The sequence below is a fragment of the Dokdonella sp. genome (genome assembly GCF_044227025.1).
GTDB lineage: Bacteria > Pseudomonadota > Gammaproteobacteria > Xanthomonadales > Rhodanobacteraceae > Dokdonella_A.
On the sequence record NZ_JBGAFX010000001.1, the window covers coordinates 233,027 to 251,494 of the forward strand.

At 64.8% G+C, this 18,468-nt stretch carries 21 protein-coding genes and 1 tRNA gene; 2 read left to right on the forward strand and 20 right to left on the reverse strand.

Going from position 1 to position 18,468, the window contains the following annotated elements:
• Window positions 1–8: 8 nt before the first annotated feature.
• The 9 genes from ACILRJ_RS01040 to ACILRJ_RS01080 form a co-directional block, all read right to left on the reverse strand.
• A complete protein-coding gene (locus tag ACILRJ_RS01040; RefSeq protein WP_395679473.1) occupies window positions 9–1,730 on the reverse strand; it encodes an alkaline phosphatase in 1,722 nt (573 codons plus the stop codon).
• Between the two features lie 120 nt (window positions 1,731–1,850).
• Entirely contained in the window at window positions 1,851–2,840 is a 990-nt protein-coding gene (locus tag ACILRJ_RS01045) for a hypothetical protein (protein ID WP_395679475.1), read from the reverse strand.
• A 249-nt stretch (window positions 2,841–3,089) separates the two neighbouring features.
• Complete coding sequence (locus ACILRJ_RS01050; protein WP_395679477.1) at window positions 3,090–3,800, reverse strand: hypothetical protein; 711 nt, start codon at window positions 3,798–3,800, stop codon at window positions 3,090–3,092.
• A 9-nt stretch (window positions 3,801–3,809) separates the two neighbouring features.
• A complete protein-coding gene (locus tag ACILRJ_RS01055) occupies window positions 3,810–4,109 on the reverse strand; it encodes a hypothetical protein (RefSeq protein WP_395679479.1) in 300 nt (99 codons plus the stop codon).
• Between the two features lie 14 nt (window positions 4,110–4,123).
• Window positions 4,124–4,840, reverse strand: a complete 717-nt coding sequence (locus ACILRJ_RS01060) for a TIGR04255 family protein (RefSeq protein WP_395679481.1) — start codon at window positions 4,838–4,840, stop codon at window positions 4,124–4,126.
• A gap of 386 nt (window positions 4,841–5,226) precedes the next feature.
• Window positions 5,227–5,610 carry a hypothetical protein gene (locus ACILRJ_RS01065; protein WP_395679483.1) on the reverse strand — a complete coding sequence of 128 codons (384 nt, stop codon included), beginning with the start codon at window positions 5,608–5,610 and terminating at the stop codon, window positions 5,227–5,229.
• A gap of 76 nt (window positions 5,611–5,686) precedes the next feature.
• Entirely contained in the window at window positions 5,687–6,097 is a 411-nt protein-coding gene (locus tag ACILRJ_RS01070) for a hypothetical protein (protein ID WP_395679485.1), read from the reverse strand.
• Between the two features lie 113 nt (window positions 6,098–6,210).
• Complete coding sequence (locus tag ACILRJ_RS01075; protein WP_395679487.1) at window positions 6,211–7,692, reverse strand: AAA family ATPase; 1,482 nt, start codon at window positions 7,690–7,692, stop codon at window positions 6,211–6,213.
• A gap of 184 nt (window positions 7,693–7,876) precedes the next feature.
• Complete coding sequence (locus ACILRJ_RS01080) at window positions 7,877–8,125, reverse strand: helix-turn-helix transcriptional regulator (RefSeq protein ID WP_395679489.1); 249 nt, start codon at window positions 8,123–8,125, stop codon at window positions 7,877–7,879.
• A 524-nt stretch (window positions 8,126–8,649) separates the two neighbouring features.
• Between ACILRJ_RS01080 and ACILRJ_RS01085 the strand changes: the two genes are divergently transcribed.
• Window positions 8,650–8,808 carry a hypothetical protein gene (locus ACILRJ_RS01085; RefSeq protein ID WP_395679491.1) on the forward strand — a complete coding sequence of 53 codons (159 nt, stop codon included), beginning with the start codon at window positions 8,650–8,652 and terminating at the stop codon, window positions 8,806–8,808.
• 55 nt (window positions 8,809–8,863) lie between these two features.
• Here the strand turns inward: ACILRJ_RS01085 and ACILRJ_RS01090 are convergent, their stop codons facing one another.
• From ACILRJ_RS01090 to dtd, 7 genes are all read right to left on the reverse strand, one after another.
• Window positions 8,864–9,043 carry a hypothetical protein gene (locus tag ACILRJ_RS01090; RefSeq protein WP_395679493.1) on the reverse strand — a complete coding sequence of 60 codons (180 nt, stop codon included), beginning with the start codon at window positions 9,041–9,043 and terminating at the stop codon, window positions 8,864–8,866.
• A 64-nt stretch (window positions 9,044–9,107) separates the two neighbouring features.
• Window positions 9,108–9,269 (reverse strand): hypothetical protein, encoded by a 162-nt coding sequence (locus ACILRJ_RS01095; protein WP_395679495.1) that lies wholly within the window; start codon window positions 9,267–9,269, stop codon window positions 9,108–9,110.
• 9 nt (window positions 9,270–9,278) lie between these two features.
• The gene (locus ACILRJ_RS01100) at window positions 9,279–9,971 is read right to left on the reverse strand and encodes a hypothetical protein (RefSeq protein ID WP_395679497.1); all 693 of its coding nucleotides are present in this window, start codon (window positions 9,969–9,971) and stop codon (window positions 9,279–9,281) included.
• A gap of 42 nt (window positions 9,972–10,013) precedes the next feature.
• Window positions 10,014–11,237 carry a tyrosine-type recombinase/integrase gene (locus ACILRJ_RS01105; RefSeq protein WP_395679499.1) on the reverse strand — a complete coding sequence of 408 codons (1,224 nt, stop codon included), beginning with the start codon at window positions 11,235–11,237 and terminating at the stop codon, window positions 10,014–10,016.
• Window positions 11,238–11,415: 178 nt separating this feature from the next.
• Window positions 11,416–11,491 (reverse strand) — tRNA-Ile (locus ACILRJ_RS01110).
• A gap of 85 nt (window positions 11,492–11,576) precedes the next feature.
• On the reverse strand, window positions 11,577–13,424 hold the full coding sequence (gene rpoD, locus ACILRJ_RS01115; RefSeq protein ID WP_395679501.1) for an RNA polymerase sigma factor RpoD: 1,848 nt from the start codon (window positions 13,422–13,424) through the stop codon (window positions 11,577–11,579).
• A 167-nt stretch (window positions 13,425–13,591) separates the two neighbouring features.
• Window positions 13,592–14,032 carry a D-aminoacyl-tRNA deacylase gene (dtd, locus tag ACILRJ_RS01120; RefSeq protein WP_395679503.1) on the reverse strand — a complete coding sequence of 147 codons (441 nt, stop codon included), beginning with the start codon at window positions 14,030–14,032 and terminating at the stop codon, window positions 13,592–13,594.
• Between the two features lie 137 nt (window positions 14,033–14,169).
• Between dtd and ACILRJ_RS01125 the strand changes: the two genes are divergently transcribed.
• A complete protein-coding gene (locus ACILRJ_RS01125) occupies window positions 14,170–15,075 on the forward strand; it encodes a lysophospholipid acyltransferase family protein (RefSeq protein WP_395679505.1) in 906 nt (301 codons plus the stop codon).
• On the opposite strand, the gene ACILRJ_RS01130 is transcribed toward ACILRJ_RS01125, so the two are convergent.
• The 4 genes from ACILRJ_RS01130 to ACILRJ_RS01145 form a co-directional block, all read right to left on the reverse strand.
• A complete protein-coding gene (locus ACILRJ_RS01130; protein WP_395679507.1) occupies window positions 15,044–15,577 on the reverse strand; it encodes a hypothetical protein in 534 nt (177 codons plus the stop codon). The genes ACILRJ_RS01125 and ACILRJ_RS01130 overlap by 32 nt on opposite strands.
• Window positions 15,578–15,642: 65 nt before the next feature.
• A complete protein-coding gene (locus ACILRJ_RS01135) occupies window positions 15,643–15,972 on the reverse strand; it encodes a tetratricopeptide repeat protein (RefSeq protein ID WP_395680749.1) in 330 nt (109 codons plus the stop codon).
• Window positions 15,973–16,170: 198 nt separating this feature from the next.
• On the reverse strand, window positions 16,171–17,322 hold the full coding sequence (locus ACILRJ_RS01140; protein ID WP_395679509.1) for a patatin-like phospholipase family protein: 1,152 nt from the start codon (window positions 17,320–17,322) through the stop codon (window positions 16,171–16,173).
• 92 nt (window positions 17,323–17,414) lie between these two features.
• Complete coding sequence (locus ACILRJ_RS01145) at window positions 17,415–18,197, reverse strand: 3-hydroxybutyrate dehydrogenase (protein ID WP_395679511.1); 783 nt, start codon at window positions 18,195–18,197, stop codon at window positions 17,415–17,417.
• Window positions 18,198–18,468 lie beyond the last annotated feature (271 nt).

Genomic DNA, 18,468 nt, shown 5'->3' on the forward strand with positions numbered 1-18,468 from the left:
GTACCCCCCTAGGGGCGGGCTCTTGCAGCAAGCTGCAACAGCTGCTCGCGCGTCGGGCGCGTGACCGGCACGCCGTTCGCATCGCAGGCACCGAGTTTGCACAACTGCGTGCGGATCGCGTCGGCGTTCTGCGCGATCACGTGGAACAGCGCGTTCTCCTCCATCGATCCGTGCACCGCGGCCGAGCCCGGTCCGCGCGCGAACACCGCGACGTCGTCGCCGCCGTGCGTCTCGGCGCCGAGCGGGATCATCGATTCCTGCTCGTAGTCTTCGGCCTCGGTGTCGACGTGCTCCAGGTTCGGGCGACCCTGTTCGGCGCGCTGGTAACCGGTCGGATCGTGTGGATAGTGCTTGGCGCCTTCCGGCTGGCGCTCGCTCGCGCCGGGATAGCCGGGGCCGTTTGCGTACTGCAGCGTCGTGTAGGGCAGCCCGATCGCATCGCGCGAGAAGTCCTTGCTCGGCGCGCCTTCGCCGCTCGAACCGCGCACCTTGCCGAGGATCGGATTGCCCCGCGCCGGATAGCCGACGAAAGCCAGTGTGTGGCTGTGGTCCGCGGTGACGAGGATGAGCGTGTCGTCGGCCGAGGTCATCGCGTTCGCGACCTCGACCGCGTGCGCGAATTCGATCGTCTCGTTGAGCGCGCGGAACGCATTGCCGGCGTGGTGGCCGTGGTCGATGCGGCCGCCCTCGACCATCAGGAAATAGCCGCGCGGGTTCTTCTGCAGCACGGTCAGCGCCGCGCGCGTCATCTCCGACAGGCTCGGCTCGCCACCCGGGTCCTTCGGCCGCTCGTTCTCGTACTTCATGTGCTCGACCTCGAACAGGCCGAGCACGTGGTCCGCGTGCCCCAAATCGAGCGCGTTCAACTGCTGCGCGTTCCACACGTAGCTGGCCCCCGGCTTCTTCAGCCATTCGGCGATGAGGTCGCGACCGTCGAGGCGCTTGCCGGGGAAGCCCGCGTATTCGGGATCGTGCTGGTCGGCCGGCATGAACTCGGTGCGGCCGCCACCAAATGCGACGTCGATGCCGTTGCCGATGCCGAACTCGACCAGCTGGCGCGCGAAATCGACGCAGCCCGACGCCGCCTCCTTCGCCGGGACCTCGGTGTCGACTTCCCAGTTGCGCTCAGGCAGATGCGCATACGTCGCCGCCGGCGTCGCATGCGTGATGCGGGTGGTGGTGACGACGCCGGTGGCGAGTCCGGCCGCGGCGGCGAGCTCGAGTGCACTGACGACTTCGGTGCCACGGCTCGATGCGCAATCGCCGCGCGTCGCGCGCTGGTCGACGCCGATCACGCCGGCGCGCGTCTTCATGCCGCTCATGATCGCGGTCATCGTGCCGGCCGAGTCCGGTGTCTGGAAATCGGTCTCGTAGGTGCGGCTCAACGCGGTCGCCGGGAAGTTCTCGAAGCTGAGCCGGTTTTCCTCGCCCGAGCCGCCCTTGCGCTGGCCGTCGAGGATGCGCGCGGCCGCGATGGTCGGGATGCTCATGCCGTCGCCGAGGAACACGATCACGTTCTTCGCGTGTGCGCGCTGCGGCAGGTTCGCGTGCGCAGCGGACGCGCCGGCGCGGAACCACCAGTCCGGCGTCTCACCGTCGGGATGGTGGATCACCGGAACCTCGATCGTCGCGGCGCCGCGATTGAGCGCGCGCGGCGCGGTCGGTGCGCAGGCGCACAGCAGGCTGAGCAGGAGGCTGACGCTGGCGACGCGCACAAAGGTCGGGGACATCGGCGAAGGCATCCGGGTGCATGAGGCGATGCAACAGTGCATCACAAGTCCGTTGCACGCGCCATCGCGGTGGCCGGCATTCATGGCGTGAACCCGCAGTGGCGCGACGACCGGGTTTCCCTATCCCGGGCGCTGGCGGCGCGCGCTCGCCGACTTCGTCGTGCGTGGCTTCGCGGCGGCCTTGCGTTTGCGCGCCGGCGCGGACGGTGCGGCCATCGGCGCGGCACCCGCCAAGGCCGACATGCGCAGGCCGCGCAACGCGGCGCCGATCAGCGGCGTGCGTCCGGCGTGGGCGTCGAGCGCCTCCATCCAGCGCTGCGCGACGAGTTTCCAGCCCGGCGCGGTGAAATGGATTTCGTCGTGCCAGTACGACGCCGGCATTGCGGCGACGGTCGGGCGCAGGTCGAAATAGCTCGCGCCCGGAATCGCCGCGACGCGCGCATTGAAGCGGTCGTTGACGGTGGCAACGAGGGCTCGCGCCGCCGCGAGGTCGAGGCCGCAATGCTGCAGCAGCCATGGTCCGACCCACGGACCGATGCCGAGCAACGGCAACCAGGTCGAACCCGGCACCAGGGTCGGCACGATCGGGCCATAGCCATTCGTCAGCACCGGCGCATCGCCGGGCACGAGGCGTGCGAGCAACTGGCTCCAGCGCGCGGCGACGAGGTCGAAGATCGCGTCGAGTGCAGCATCATCGATCTGCGCCGCGCCGTTGCCGCCGCTGACGTAGGTCTGGATCTTCGGGATGAAATCGTTGCCGCCGCCGCTGACCATGAACGCGTCGAACGCGAACGGCTTGTCTTGCCGCGCGAATTCGCTGCGCACGTAGTCGAGCGCGATCAGATCGTGGTCGGTCGGCATCTGCTTCATCTCGAAGCCGACCTTGGCGATCGACAGCACGTTGAAGCCGGGATGGGCGGGATCGACGGAAGCGACCCAGTCGTCGTCGTTGAGCAACTGCACGACCGACTTGCCGCGCCACCAGCCGCCCGGCGCGGCGAGCCAGGAATCCCCTGTCGCGAACACCTTGATCGCCTTGCTGCGACTCTTGCAGCGCGCGAGGAAGCGGTCGCAACGATCGAGCGGGTATTCGCGCACCGGGCCAGGCATGGCGCTCCTCCGGCGGCTATCGAGCCGCCATCCGCAGCATATTCCAGTTTGCAGCATCGCACCGACGGAGCGGCAACGGGGCTGGTCAATCAGATGGTGGCCCACCAGCTATCGCAAAGTTGGCGTATGTTTCTGTTCGGCAAGCACATGTGCGTTGCAGGATCACCTGCGTACTCACAATCGTACTCACAATCGCCAAGCATTCAATTCGTGCGCCAAGAACTCCACTCGTGAAGCCACAGCACAACGTTAACTTGCAGCACCCCAAGCGCGCCTAGCAACTGCATTCCACAGCCTCCGAAGCCTACTTAATGGAAGCGCTGATCTCGCGTCACCGGATACGGCAGATGGGCGCCGCTCGTTTTCAAATGCACGGCAAAAGTGCATGGCGAGCTTTACCAGTAGGAGATACCAACCTAAGCCGCTGAGGGTGGCTTGCCGACGTTTCTTGTCGTCCGCAGTAAGCGTTTCCAATGGGATGGACTGCAGCGAGTCGAGAAATACCACTGAGTCTTCAGCCAGCCCACCCCCGCCTTTCGGAAGGTAGAACATCATCGTATTGGTCTGCGATCGAATGCCATCGACGATGCCATCGACCCGTTTGATGTCGAGCGACTTTTCAAGATATGCCCGAAATTTGGCGATAGTCGCGACGGGCGCGAGTACAACTTGCATGGCCCTTGTGCGATCGTTGTCAGTGCAGATATCGCACGTATTGCTCAACACCATGAACGTCTGAGGTTCAAGACTTGGAACGCCAGCACGCATGCGAACCCAGGTAATAGCATTGAAGACGTCGCCCTGCCAAATCGCAGCCGCTTCACCTGAACCGTAAAAAGCTGATCCACTCAGCGCCTGTCCTTTTACGATTTTCCGAAGCTCGCTCAGTAGCTCTATCTGATCTTCCGGCGACAGATAGCTGGGTAGCGTCGATTTGATGTCATCGAAAAGGCCGGCCACAGCGAGAGCTCAGTCGAAGATCTCGTCCCAGCCCTGCGTGATTAGTCTTGCGACGTCCTGATCGAACCCAGTCTGCATGCTCGAGAATTCATCAACTAGACGTGAGAATTCCGCACCGATCGACCCCACTGTCGTAACGCGATAGCTAAACGCCACGCTCGAGCTCGATGCCAACTGGCTGACGTTGTATTGAATCTGATTGTGCGCCGGCGAAAACTTGACCTCCGCTGATGCAATCGCGTCTAGCGGATAGCCCGTAAGAGCTGAAGTAACGCCCATCGTCGGCAAACTCAACGTACCGATAGCCATAACGACCCCCGTCGCTACCCGTGGTAAACCGGCTTGAAGGAACTAATAGTATCACTGGACAGCAATTTGAAAAAAGTATCCCTTTCAAGCGCATGAACTCTCTCGAATCCGTCCTCAACCTCCGCCCAAGCCTCAAAGCGCTTCTCAAGGATTGAATCGATGTCTATGACGGCGCCCTGCATAACTTCCGCGGAGTCCCCACGCTTTGCTTCGACATTTGTCGCGACTTGTAGCACCAAAACCAGATCATCAATGCGGAAATCCACGCGCGACTGAAACGAACTCGGTTCGCGCCCGATAGCATCGAAAGGAAACAGTACTTTGGTCCTTGCGAGCTGCTTCTTCACGCCATCGCCGGAGAGCAGGTTCACGTACCGCACAGATACACGCGTAACTCCTGCTTCGAACATTTCAATAATAGGCCGCACCGTTTCATGGAGCCGCGCTTTGAAGTTATCCCAACCGCCATATTCGGTGCTTGTGAAAGCAACCGACCTGTCACCCAACAGAATGCGCGAATTGCTGTTCGACATCTGGTAGGTGGCGGCGAAACGAAATGATTCATCCGCGCCCCGCAACTCAAACGGAACTCGTTTAGCTGCCGTTTCTTCTAGATTCGGAAACTGCGAGCCAAACATTGCCATCACGGGTCCGATCGGAACCGGTTGCTCGACAAAACGCGGGGAGAAGAACCGAACTTCCGCAATAGCTTCGATGATCGGTTCGATCATCAGCTTAGAGGGTACGGGCTCGCTCACACGAAACTCATCGCATATCTCTCGGGGTCGCGCTCTCACAGACCACGCGCAACGCCTCGAGTTCCCCCGGAATTGGACGCGGCGAAGAGTAACGCCCGAGGCACGATTGTGCAAAGGGCGCCAATCCTGCTGCGGGGCAGCACGCGCCTTGGGTTGAGGTAGGCACTGTAGCCATCGCACAGCCCTCTCGCCTGCTGAGCAGTTTAGACCCGCCTCGTCGCCTTGGAGTGCTTCCACTGCCACACACGCCCGGCGTCCGTTGATGCACTTGGCGCGCATGGGAGCGCCTTGGCAGCTGCGGCGGGCAAAGCCCAACCGCGGGCCGAAAAACTGTCCGATATGTTCGGAACCGAACGCCTCTAGCCGTCCTGGCGCGTGATCTCAGCGCAAACCCGATGCGTCCAAGCCTCGCACGCTGGTGATGCCTGCACGCGCGCCCACCACTCCCGGGCGGCCAATCCGCCATCCAGCAACAGCGCGTCGACGCGCACTCCGCTGGGATCGCAGAGAACAAGCGTACCGTTACTCGCAGGCTTGTGGCGGACCAGCTTCGGCGCAACCCGAAACCCATGCGCCCGAAGCTCATGAATCGCTGCGATGAATTGCGGAACACGTCGATCCATGTCCACATCCATCGGCTTGACTGAGCCGCGACCGAGTAGCGTGAGCAGCACGCGAGCCGCGAAGGGAGAGCGGTCGGGATCGGGGAACGTCGTTGCTTTGGAGTCGTTGTTGGTGTCCATGTGTTCGCGTCCTTGCGTTGTGTGTTGATGAATCGGCCGCGCCCGGCGTCCTGCCGAGCGCGACCATTGGATCAGGCTATGCGCCTGCACGAGCAAACGCCGCTTGCGCCGCCTGCGCGAAGCTCTGCGCCTCGCCAGCCGAGGAGGCTGCCGTGGTAGCGGTCGGCGCTGGCGCGGGCTCGTGCGGCCGCGTAGCGAACGGCAAACGGGCATCAAAGTGCGGCGCGGTGCGAACCGCGTCCCGCATCTGATCGACAAGGCGCGTCGCCTCATCGGCAAGCGCCGTCCCTTCACGGATCACGTTCGCCATCCTCGGGCTGATCCGCCTGGCCGCGTCCGCACACCCGGCGATCCCAGAGTTCCAGAATCGCGCGTTGATGACGTCGAGCGCTCGCTGTTGCGCTTCACGCAGGGCGCGTGTCGTGTCTCTGAGTTCCCCGTAGATAGTGGCGAGCGATATCGTCGCGGCGTGCTGCTCATTGTCCATGTGTGTTCGTTCCTTGTCGTTGATGCGGCATCGTTGCCGCGTTGGTGAAACGGCGCAGGGCGCGCCGCGGTGGTGGGCTCGCGTGTGCAGGCCGTTGCGAGGAGCGGAATCCGTCAATGCAGAGTTGCCGCGTCCGGGCCGACCTCGGTGCTTGGATCGGGGCTTGCGCCAGTTGTCGAGTTGCTCCAATTCCCCCGTACCCCCTGCACAACTGGCGCAGGATGTGCGCCGATGTGCGGGTTTGCGACAGTTCCAACAATCGGCGCAACCGGCGCAACCATCCAGCGTTGCCGCGCCTTGCGCGCCGGCGTGGTGTAGTCCTCGCGAACAATCGCCCCCGAGTCGGCGAGGCGACCGAGCGCCGGCCAGAATTTGCCCGCGGGCCGGAGTGCTTCGGGGAACCCGGCTAGCGTCTTGGCGTGCGCGTGTGTGTTGCCCGGCCCCGCTCGGCCGGTTCCGATGGAGTCGCCGCGTTCGATGGCGCTTGCGATGCATCGCAAGAGGTCCGCATCGTGCGCATGCTCGAATGCCGCGCCCGCACCAGCGGAGAGCGGAACGGGAACGCCGTCGCCGTTGAACCGCAACCGGATCGGATCGGCCTTGCGCGACAGGTTCGCTTTCTCGTGTCGCAATTCCAAGCCGCCAGACTCCGACTCGACCAGCGCAAGCCGACTGCGCGCCGAGTTATGCCACGCGGTACTACCGCTGTACGTGTTGCCGGCTGAGCCATGTCGTGCCGCTTGCTTGTCGATGTGCGCGAGCAATAGCAGCCCGGCGCCGCTATCGCGCGCAATCTTCGCGAGCGCTCGAACGAACGCGCGCACCTGGCGCCGGTCATTCTCGTTGGCGTCGAAAGCATCGCTTGCGTTGTCGACGACGATCAGCGTCGCGCCGGTCGCGGACTCGCTGACTTGCCGCATGGCAGCTGTCTGCTCGAGCGTCGCCCGACCGCCGCTCACCGCCTCATGTGCCAACGCACAAGAATCTGCGTCCGTGCCGTCGAGGATGACGACGTTTTGGGCGATCGTGTTGGCGTCGAGGCCGTAGGCTTCCGCAATCAAGCGTAAGCGCCATCGCACGACCTCGGCGGGATCTTCGAGCGTCACGAATACCACGCGCCCCTGTGCGCATTGCAGGCCGCACCACGGCACGCCACACGCCACGTGCGCAGCGATGACTAGCGCGAGGGTGCTCTTTCCCGTGCCGCCGTGCCCGCCGAGCATCGTTGCTACAGAGCGCGGGACGATGGTGTCGACGGCGAATCGCACGGGCGACAGCAAGGCGCTCCGGAGGTCGCCAACGGCTACGCTACGCAGCACGACAACAACCGGCGCGGCGGTCGCTGCTGCGGCCATGCCATAGATGGGTGCCGCCGCTCGGGTCGGCCGCGGCTCGCCTAGTGTCCGGCGTGCCGCAGGATCCTGTGCATACGCGATCATTGGCGGGCCGTTCGCGTCCCACCATTCAGCGGTGCGCGCCTTCATTTGCCAGCCCGCGTCCAGCCGGGATTGCCACTCCGTCGCATACGCAAGCAGCGCTTCCCCTTCGCTGACATGCGGCAGGCCGAGCGCCCGCGCTTGATACTCGCCGAACACCAGCTTGGCGCCCAGACTCGACGTCGTCTAATGATCGGCGCGCGAGCTTGCGCACCGCTTCTTGCTCGCTCAGCCCTTCGCCGATTGGCGCGGTTGGCGTAAAATACTCACTGTCCACGTGATTCCATTCGAGCCGTCCGGCGTTCCGTCGCTGGGCGGCTTCTTCGTTTTTGTGGGTCAGCGGTCAATGTGCCGCGCCGCGTTCGGCGAAGCGTGCGTCGAGCCATTCGATCACGCTGGCGCGACTCCACAAGCTGGCGCGCCCGACCTTGGCCGGGGCCGGGAATCCAAGAGCTTTCATTGCCGCATAAATGGACGATCGACGCATGCCGGTTTCGCGCGTGATGTCGCGAAGGCGCCAGCACAGCGGCAACACACGCTGATCTGTAGCGCGCTCGCGGTCGATGGTGGGGAGTTCGTCCTTGATGGTCATGCGTTGCTCCTTTTGTAGAAGGTCGCAGGGTTGCGACTTGGAGCAAAGCTATCCCAGACGTCTGCGCGGGTTAACAGCTCAGCGTGGACGCGGGTAAAAATCGGCGGCAAAAGTACGAGGAACGGCGTGCGGCTTTTCCTCGGGTTTAGCACGCGGCGAAAAGTGAAGGGCAAGTGGCGTCTTTTTCTTGCGCAAAAATTTTCTGAGTGAGTGCCCCCGTCGGCCTGATCCTGCAGAGCAAGAGGGGTACCCCGGGGGGACAAAGGCGAACGCTTGCCGCGCTCCAGCGCGTGAGTAGGGGTACTAGAACAACTTGGGTCGGCCCTGTTGTCTCGCGCGAGAGGGCTGGGTGGGGGTGGGGTCGAGACGAGCGGCTGCGCGTTGTGCGGATCGTTTCGCCGCTTCGCGCGCGCCGTTACGCGCAATGCGTACGCATTCCCCAGGCGCTTGCGCGTCCCCTCGAGCTATGCAAACTCGACCCAGCCCGGCACCCTCGCCGGGGCGACAACACAGGGGAACACACGATGGCTGCGAACCTCGAAAACCTCACACGCGCCGAAGCGCTCGCGCATGTCCTCGCCGCGGCAACCGCGCACGACGATGGCGCGTTGGATGCCGCACACGTCAACGCCACGGCTCGGGCAATCGCCGACCTACTTGGCGGAGTGATCGGCGCGGATTGAAATTGCCGAGGGGATGCGAGCCGGCCAGTGTGTGACCGCGCCGGCTCGCGCGCGGTCAGTCCGTCAGCGCTTGCATCTTCGACCTGCGTTCCGCTGCCGTCAGGAGCTCGTTCGCGAAGTCCGCGTTCACGATCCTGCGCGCCCGCTGCGTCGTCGTCAGCGCGGCCCACAGTGCGGCTTGCTCGGCTTGCTGCCGGTCCGTCTCCGCCCGAACGCCCGCCGGGATCGGATTCACCTCTGCGACCTCGATTATCTTCGTTCCCATGGCGTTTTTCTCCCACGCTGCGCGGGGCACAGCCCTACGCCGGGAGCTTGTTCGCCGGCGGCCGCTTGCGCAGCATCGCCTCGCGTCCCTGCGGCGTCAGCGGCGCCTTCCCCTCGCGCAAGCGCTGGTGCGCCCACTCGCGGAGCTTCGCGTCCTGCTCCGGCGTCAGTTCCTTGCGGGGCGGGTTCGTCGGCATCACTTCCAATCAGGACAGCCGCACAAGCAGTGACACACCTGTTAGACCGATGGCCACGATCAATGGGAGCAGCAAATCGGAAAACGCATCCTCGCGGATGGCTGACCACAACGCGGCAGCCCAGACGATCCGCCTACGCTGCCACTCCGCAAACGGGACCTGTTCCTCAGCGTATTTCTTGTAGTCGTCTTCCGCTATGCCCAAATGAAGGTGTGTGCGGTTGCCAGACCGGTCGCTCAGAGAATCTTGATCGAACGTTTTCAACCAGTCCGCAGACCGCGCAAAGCAACGCTTCAATGCGATGCCCTCTTCCACTTGGCGGACGTACTCGGTGTAGACCCTATGCCCACTGCTATTCGTTGAGCGATATATTTCCGCCTTTTCGCGCGCTGACTGCGCAATGCATTGCAGGCGACGGGCCGTGAAGCGGCGGAAACCGCGCCCCCTGCCAATTTGCCGGTCGACGTCCTTGGCGATTCTGCTCCATTGTCCTTTTGCTGCGAGCAAGAACTGCCACAAGAAGTAAGCCCACATGATGCCGGCACCGACAATCAGCACCCACGGCCGCCCAAGGTGTACCGCGCCGAAGAGTGTCGTAGCAGTCTCGGACACACTGCCTTGAGCGGTGTTGTACAGAATGATGCCCAGAGATATCGCGTACAGGTCGCGCCTGCGCTTCTCCAAGTCTCCGCCGTCCGCCACAGCTCCCTCCTAACTTCGTCATTGTCGGCGAGGCCGAGCCGCTTACCCACGCTTGCGAATGGGCACCACGCTGGCTCCGACGCGCAACGAATCCAGATAGTCTGCCCAAGCCTGCATCATCTTGCGGCGCTCGGGTAGGTGCGCCGTACGGTTGTACGCCCGCCCGAGCGGGTCGCGCACGGCATGCGCTAGCTGTTGCTCAATGTAGTCGGGGCGAAAGCCGAGCACCTCATCCAACATAGTGCGCGCCATTGCCCGAAAGCCGTGGCCGGTCATGGTGTCGCCGTCGTAACCTAGCGTGCGCAGCGCCGCGTTGATCGCGTTTTCCGACAGCGGCCGGCGAACGGATCGACCGCCCGGAAACACATACTCACTCGATCCCGTGAACTGGCGGGCTTCGCGCAGAATCGCCAGCGCCTGGGACGAAAGCGGCACGATGTGCGGCGTTTTCGTCTTGCTCGTGACGAATCGCCATTCCTCGGCTTCCATGTCCACGTCTGCCCATCGCATCGTCCGAAGCTCGCCCGGGCGCACGAACACCAGCGGCGCCAGCTTGAGCGCACACATGACGGACAGCGTTCCTTGGTAGCCGTGGATCGCACGCAGCAATGGCCCAACCTTGCCCGGCTCCGTCACGCTCGCGAAGTGCTCGACGTTCGGCGACGGCAGCGCGCCGGCGAGGTCGGCGGAGGGGTCCCGCTCGGCTCGGCCCGTTGCAATGGCATATCGGAACACCCTCCCGGCCAGCGCCCGCGCGCGGTGCGCAGTCTCGATGATCCCGCGTTGCTCGATCTTGCGGAGCGCGCCAAGTAGGGCCTTGGCGGTCACGTCAGCAACCGGAGTATCCGCGATGGGCGCAAGGTCTTTTTCGAGCAAACGACGTTCCCGCTTCACGGACCCGGCCGTGAGAGTCCTTGCGCGCTGCGCCATGAACTCGGCGGCGACTGCGGCGAATGTGTTGGCCGCGTGCTCGGCCTGTACGTCCCGGCGCGCGCGGGCCGCAACTACCGGGGATATGCCCGCGTTGAGCGTCGCACGCGCGTCGTCGCGCCGCTTTCGTGCCTCGGCGAGCGACACCTCCGGATACTCGCCGAGTGCGAGCATGCTTGCCGCACCGTTGAAGCGGTAGCGGTAGCGCCAGAGTCGCGCGCCACTTGGGCGCACCTCAATGGCAAGGCCGTTTGAATCCGCTACGCGGTAGACCGCATCACGGGGGCGCAGACTGCGCAACTTCGTGTCGGTCAGAAGCTGTGTGTTCGCGGGCATGTGTGAGTACCGGGATTGTGAGTACGGCGCCGGATCGCGGCCGTGGTACTCACAAGGTTACTCACTTTTCAACTGGATGTCAGTGGTCAGCCATGGACACCAGTGGACAATACACACTTAATTTTCTTTGCGTTTAAGCGATCGTTTGGACGAAGGTGGATGTCAGTGAATATCTAGTTGGTGGGCCCACCAGGACTCGAACCTGGAACCAAGGGATTATGAGTCCCCTGCTCTGACCATTGAGCTATAGGCCCGCAACGGGACGATTCTAGCGTGCCGAAACGACAACGGCGCCGGACTCGCGTCCGGCGCCGTCTTGTCCTCGGCGGATGGCTTGATTCAGTCGATGTCGAGGAACGAACGCAGCTGCTCGGAGCGGCTCGGATGGCGCAGCTTGCGCAGTGCCTTCGCCTCGATCTGGCGGATGCGCTCGCGCGTGACGTCGAACTGCTTGCCGACTTCTTCCAGCGTGTGGTCGGTATTCATGTCGATGCCGAAGCGCATGCGCAGCACCTTCGCCTCGCGCGGGGTCAGTCCGGCGAGCACGTCGCGCACCGTTTCCATGAGGCCGATGTTGGTCGACGACTCGACCGGCGAGACGATCGTCGCGTCCTCGATGAAGTCGCCGAGGTGCGAATCCTCGTCGTCGCCGATCGGCGTTTCCATCGAGATCGGTTCCTTGGCGATCTTGAGCACCTTGCGGATCTTGTCCTCGGGCATCTCCATCTTGATCGCGAGCTCGTCCGGGGTCGGCTCGCGGCCCATCTCCTGCAGCATCTGGCGGCTGATGCGGTTGAGCTTGTTGATCGTCTCGATCATGTGCACCGGGATGCGGATCGTGCGCGCCTGGTCGGCGATCGAGCGCGTGATCGCCTGGCGGATCCACCAGGTCGCGTAGGTCGAGAACTTGTAGCCGCGGCGGTATTCGAACTTGTCCACCGCCTTCATCAGGCCGATGTTGCCTTCCTGGATCAGGTCGAGGAACTGCAGGCCGCGGTTGGTGTACTTCTTCGCGATCGAGATCACCAGGCGCAGGTTCGCCTCGACCATTTCCTTCTTCGCGCGGCGCGCCTTCGCCTCGCCGATCGACATCGCACGGTTGATTTCCTTGATGTCGGCGACGTTGAGATACAGCGTCTGCTCGGTCGCGATGAGCTTTTCCTGCTCGGCGACGATCGCGTCGCGGTTCGCCTTGATCGCCGGCGACCACTTCTGGCGCTTGCGCGCGAGTTCGTCCGCCCACTCGACATTGGTCTCGTTGGACGGGAACAGCTTGAGGAAATCCTTGCGCGGCATGCGCGCATGCTTTATGCACAGCTCGCCGATGACGCGCTCGTGGTTGCGGATGTTGTTGACGACGTCGCGCAACTTCTTGACGAAGCCGTCGATCATGATCGCCGGCAGCTTGAGCTTGAGGAATGCCTCGGCCATCTCGTCGCGCAGCTTCTGCGACTTGCGGTCGTTGGCGCCGTGCTTGTCGGCGGACTTCTGGAACTTCGCGTAGATCTGGCGCAGCTCGTCCATGCGGCGCGCGACCTCGGCCAGGTCGATGCCGGTGTCGACCGGATCGGATTCCTCGGCGCCACCTTCCGCGTCGTCTTCCTCCTCCTCGGCCGCATCGGAGACTTCGACCGCTTCGGCCACCACCACGTCCGGCTGCTCGACGTCAGCGAAGCCCGCAAGCACTTCGGACAGGCGCTTCTTGCCTTCGGTGTGCTGGTCGTATTCCTCGATCAGCAGCTGGATCGACCACGGGAAGCTGGCCAGCGCGGTCTGCACCTGGTTCAGGCCTTCCTCGATGCGCTTGGCGATCGCGATTTCGCCCTCGCGCGTCAACAGCTCGACCGTGCCCATTTCGCGCATGTACATGCGCACCGGATCGGTGGTGCGGCCGACTTCGGCGTCGACCGCGCTGAGCACGGCGACCGCTTCCTCGGTCGCGGTGTCGTCATCCGTCGCGACCGGCGTCTCGGGGAGCATCGTCTCGGTATCCGGCGCAACTTCGTGCACCTCGATACCCATGTCGTTGATCATGCCGATGATGTCTTCGATCTGCTCCGGGTCGACGATGTCGTCGGGCAGGTGGTCGTTGACCTCGGCATAGGTCAGGTAGCCCTGCTCCTTGCCCTTGATGATCAGGGTCTTGATCTCGGACTGCTGTTGCTCCTGGGTATGCGCTGCGGCCATGTCGGTTTCCGGATGTGTTCTGTACGGCGAAGGAAAGAAAGTATAGGAGCCGCGTCAAGGGCAGCCGAAGGTCCTGATCCGTATACGCAAATGAGGGCCCGCGGCGATCATCACGAGCGGCATCGAATGCAATGATTTGCAAATCCGGGCGCGCTCCGGCGCCCGTCTCAGCGCGCCTCGAGCCAGAACGTGACCGGCCCGTCGTTGACCAGATGGACCTTCATGTGGGCGCCGAACCGCCCGATTTCCACCCGCGCGTGGGATTCGCGGGCCCGATCGACCAAGTGGTTGAACCAGCGCTCGGCCTCGTCGGGTGCCGCTGCGGTCGAAAATCCGGGTCGCATCCCGGAGCGCGTGTCCGCCGCCAGCGTGAATTGCGAAACCAGCAGCAGGCCGCCGCCAGTATCGGCCAGCGAGCGGTTCATGCGGCCTTCGGCATCGGCGAACACGCGGTAGCCGAGGATGCGTTCGAGCAACCGCCGGGCCTGGGTCTCGCCATCGCCCGGCTGTACCGCGACCAACGCCAGCAGACCCGCCTCGATCGCACCCGTCGTGCGCGCCTCGACCTCCACGCGCGCCTCGCTGACACGCTGGATCAGGGCGATCATCGCGGATGGGCCAGCGGCCAGGAACCGACGCGCAGCGCAATCGACATGGTTCAATCCGGCAGTGCGAAGCGGTTATGGTGCCGCATCGACCACCGTCCCGCCCAGCGTTGCCGATGCCTCGAATCTTCGCTCGACCCATGACCCAGCCTCTTCTGTCCTGGCCCATCGCACTGCTCTATGGCTGCCTGCGCCTCGTCGGCCGCTGCCCGCTGCCCCTCGTGCATGCACTCGGCGCAGGGTTCGGCTGGCTGTCCTGGTGGTCGCGCGGGCGCGCCCGCCGCATCGCCGAGCGCAACCTCTCTCTGGTACTAACGCAAGAGAGCGCCGAAACAAGACACCGGCTCGCACGCGCGAGCCTGATCGAGACCGGCAAGGCGGTCGCCGAGATCGCCGCGATCTGGGGCACCCGGCCCGAAAAGGCACTTGGGCTGATCCGGGAGATCCGTGGCCGCGAGCATTTCGACGCCGCGCTCGCCGCCGGGCGCGGCCTGGTCGTCGCAGCGCCGCACCTCGGCTGCTGGGAGCTGCTCAATTACTGGCTCGCGACGCAAACGCCGCTCGCGATCCTGTACCGCGCACCACGGCACACCGCGCTGGAACCGATGCTGCTGCGCGCTCGCGGCGCGCTGCCGGTGGAACAGGTTCGGGCCGAGGGCGCGGGCGTGCGCACCTTGTACAAACGCCTTGCCGCCGGCGGCGTCGTCGGCATCCTGCCGGATCAGCAACCGCGTCAGGGGGAAGGCGTTTCGGCGCCGTTCTTCGGCTTGCCGGCGCCGACGATGGTGCTTCTGCCGCGCCTCGCGAACCGCACCGGCGCGGCGGTGCTTTTCAGCTTCGTCGAGCGCCTGCCACGCGGTTCCGGCTACCGCGTGCACTTCCTGCCGGCGCCGGACGGCATCGCCGATGCCGACATCGGACGCGCCTGCGCGGCACTCAACCGCGGCGTCGAGGAGTGCGTGCGCCGTGCGTTCACGCAGTACCAGTGGACGTACAAGCGCTGGCCGAATTCGCTCAACGCCGATCGATCGACTCGATCAGCATGAGCTCGCAGGCGCCCGCGCCGCTGTCTTCGCGGCTGAGCGAGCTGCGCCAGCGCCAGCCGTCCGCGCGGCTCGCCTCCACCAGCCGCCCGCGCAGTTCGACGACGTCGCCGACACGCACGCGCGCGAGCGACCGCGCGACGGCGGCGTCGGCGGGGATCGCGTGCAGGTTGGTGGCAGAACGCACGATTTCGGCGGGCGGGATCGGCGGCGACGTGCGCCAGCGATAGCTGAAATAGCGTGCGGACTGGCGGATCTCGAGCGCATCGATGGTCGCACTGTCGGACATGCGGCCCCAGCCAAGCGCGAGATCCGTCGGCGAAAGAGCTGCTCCGGCATCGAATGCGTAGTCCTCGCGCGACAGCACGCGCGCCTCGATGTCGAAATCGGCGAGCGGCTGCAACACGCTGTCGCCGAGTCGCACGAGGGCCGGGTCACTGGCCTCCGTCTGCCGCGGCGCAACCTCGACGAGCACGCCCGCGCGATGCGCGATCGGCCGATGCAACGCCCAGTGGGCGGCGCCGGCGATGCCCAGGCCGAGCGAAAGCAGCAGCAGGGGATGCAGGCGGTTCAGGGCGTTGCCGGCCTCTGCAGGCGGCGCAGGAACACGCCCATCTCCTTCGCCGCCTGCTCGTCGCCGCGTTCGCGCGCGACCGCGATGCCGGACTCGAACGCGGCGATCGCCGCGACGGCATCGCCGTGTTCGGCGAGCGCTCGACCCAGCAGCTTCCACGCCGCCGAGTAATGCGGGTCGAACGCGAGCGCCTCGCGCAATGCGACCGCGGCGCCGCCAGCATCACCCTGACCCAACAAGGCATTGCCGAGCGAGAAACGCAGCAGGGCGCCGTCGCGCGGGCCGCCGAGCTGGGTACGCAGGCGGGCGATGAAGTCGGGTTCCATGCCGACATCATCGCGCGTCAGCGTTGCGGATACACGCGGCGTGGCCAATTCCATTGAATCCTCCCCAAGTGTCGGATGTCCCGCTTGCAACGCACGGAGGCGCGTTCGGATGACCTGGTGTGGAGGATTGAGGATTGAGGGTTGAGGGCTTGGCGGCGTGCGTCGCGCGTATCACCCTGCGTGGCCTGGCCGCCGTTCCTACCGTTGCGCGCGGTGGATGTCGTGCGTGACGACTCCGAGGCTGCGGTCCGGCAAGGCGAAGAATTCGGGCCGGGCGAGGCTGTCGTGCATGTCGTCGCGCCCGCTTGCCCAATGCGTGCGCATCGTCGCCGGACCGAACGCGTAATCCTTGTATTGCTCCTCGTAGCACTTCGCGCGATAGATCAGGTGAACGATATTGAACACGCGGTCGCACAGCCACGGCTCGAGCTCGCCGCGCAGTCCCGCCGGCAGGGATCCATCGGGGATGCGCTCGAGCAGCAGGCCGAGTGCATTGCGCAGGCGCTGGCGCGCGGCAACCTGGTCCGTGCCCTGGCGCGTGCGGCTCGAGAACTGGATGTCCTTTTCGCGCTCCAGCACGTCGAGCACGTTGCGGGGCAGCGGACCGCGCGCGCTCCACAGGTCGACCTGCAACACGAGCGTGTCGCGCCTGGGCACCGATTCGAGCACGTATTCAAGCGGAGTATTGGAGACGAGGCCGCCGTCCCAATAATGTTCGCCGTCGACGACGACCGCAGGAAACGCCGGCGGCAGCGCGCCTGACGCAAGTATGTGTTCCGGACGGATGCGTTCCAGCGCGGAATCGAAATAGCGGAAGTTGCCGCTCGCGACATTGGTCGCGCCGATCGACAGGCGCACGCCGTCGCTGTTGATGCGGTCGAAATCGACCAGCCGTTCCAGCGTTGCCTTGAGCGGGGTGGTGTCGTAGAAACTGGTCGCCGCCGCGCTGCCGTCGGTGAGCGCGAATGGAGTGAGCGGCCGCGGCGTGTAGAACCCCTGTTGACCGTGCGCGATCGCACCGAATGCGCCGAATGCGTTCAACCACGCATCGAGCGGGCCGCCACTCGGCAACCAGTCGGAGATTCCGGCGAACGCTCCGAGCGGACCCGCCGGCACGCAGATCGTGTCCCAGAATTCGCGCAGGCGCTCAAGCCGGCGTTCCGGCGCATTGCCGGCGAGGATCGCCGCGTTGATCGCGCCGATCGAGGTACCGGAAAACCAGGCCGGGCGGATGCCCGCGTCGTGCAGCGCCTCGTACACGCCGCACTGGTACGCGCCGAGCGCACCGCCTCCCTGCAGAACCAGCGCAACGGTCTCGTACTGCCCGGCCAGTTCGGCGGGTGACAACACCTGCTCGCGAGGCCTCGCGCGTTTCGAGGGCCGCGTCGCCGCCACGGCCACGCGCGATGGCCTTCCCGTCTTGATCCCCGATTCCCGGCTTTTCACTGCATGTGCCAGCCATGGCTGACGACAATGCTCTGCCCGCTCAGCGCATTGGTCTGGAACCCGGCGAAGAACAGCGCGCAGGCGGCGACGTCGTCGACCGTGGTGAATTCGCCGTCGATGGTTTCCTTGAGCATGATCTTCTTGACCACCTCGTCCTCGGACATGCCGAATTCCTTCGCCTGCTCCGGTATCTGCTTCTCGACCAGCGGCGTGCGCACGAAGCCGGGACAGATCACGTTCGCGCGCACGCCGTGTTCCGCACCTTCCTTGGCGACGACCTTGGCGAGGCCGATCAGGCCGTGCTTCGCGGTCACGTACGGCGCCTTCAGCTTCGAGGCTTCCTTCGAGTGGACCGAGCCCATGTAAATGATCGCGCCGCCCTTGCCGCGTGCGTACATATGGCGCAACGCCGCGCGCGTGGTCAGGAACGCACCATCGACGTGGATGGCCATCAGCTTCTTCCAGTCGGCGTAGGAAAACTTGTCGACCGGATTGACGATCTGGATGCCCGCATTCGAGACCAGGATGTCGACTGCTCCGAGCTGCTTCACGACCGCGTCGACGCCGGCATCGACCGCCGCCTCGTCGGTCACGTCCATCGCGATGCCGATCGCCCTGGCGCCGCCGCCAACCAGTTCCATCGCGGTGGCGTTGGCCGCGTCGAGATTGATGTCGGCGATCGCGACCGCGGCACCGTTCTGCGCGTAGACCTCGGCGATGCGCTTGCCGATACCGCTGGCCGCGCCGGTCACGATCGCCACTTTGCCGTCAAGTCGCATGGTTGGTTCCTTCAATGGAAGCGGCTCGCGCCGCGAAATCGAGCCTGTCCAGACATTCCCGTTGTCGCCGATGCCCGCGTGTTCCTGCAAAGACACGGCATTCGGGCCATCCTGGCCTTGCCGAAAATTGCTCCTGCATTTTCGGCATTCGGGCCATCCTGGCCTTCAAAAAAACGGCGCCACGCGGGCGCCGAGAGGGAGTGTGATGAAACTGTCTACTCCGACCGCGCCACGCGGCTGAAGTTTCCGCGTTGCAGCATGCGCTAGGCAA